Annotated in this window: 1 protein-coding gene and 1 pseudogene; both read right to left on the bottom strand. The window is 29.1% G+C overall.

What is annotated here, in order from left to right; all coding sequences use genetic code 11:
• On the bottom strand, window positions 1-179 hold a 179-nt coding region (locus tag KPL50_RS28100), incomplete at its 3' end, for a phage tail tube protein (protein WP_216301491.1).
• Window positions 180-241: 62 nt separating this feature from the next.
• Window positions 242-512, bottom strand: a pseudogene (locus KPL50_RS26815) (phage tail sheath C-terminal domain-containing protein); the annotation flags it as partial.

The raw sequence follows: 512 nt of genomic DNA, 5'->3' as shown, positions 1-512 counted from the left end.
CCTTCAACTTTAAAACCTTTATATCTCTTTTTAGTTTTTGGATCACCTACAAAGAGAATGTCTTCAAACTCCGCTGTTGCTTTAGCATCAATTTTATCTATGTTTGACCATTGTATGCCATTTACATATACGCTACCCTCATTTGCAGATAGTACCTCATTTCCTTTGATATCACTCATACTTTTACCTCACTTTATTATTTGTTTTTGAATTAAAAAAAGAGTAAAAATTAATCTACTCTTTAAACCATATTGATAGCAAAATTCAAGTTTGTAATTGATTGTAGTATTTTTATATCGCCAGCCACAAACATAGATTTTTTATAAGACATATTTTTAACTTTTGTATCATCCCAATCTTTTGCAAGTGGATTTATTGCAACCCACATTTCACGTTGCTTGGCTACATTTATAAATGATGTGTTGTTATAGTTTTTATCAAGTACCTCTTCCTCTGCTAACGTTTTTAAATATCCATTTTTAGCAGATATGAAAATCATTTGATTATCTAAA

It is taken from the genome of Clostridium sp. CF012, assembly GCF_018861755.1.
In the GTDB taxonomy this organism is placed as follows: domain Bacteria; phylum Bacillota; class Clostridia; order Clostridiales; family Clostridiaceae; genus Clostridium_AD.
This window is presented reverse-complemented; position numbering and strand designations above follow the sequence as displayed.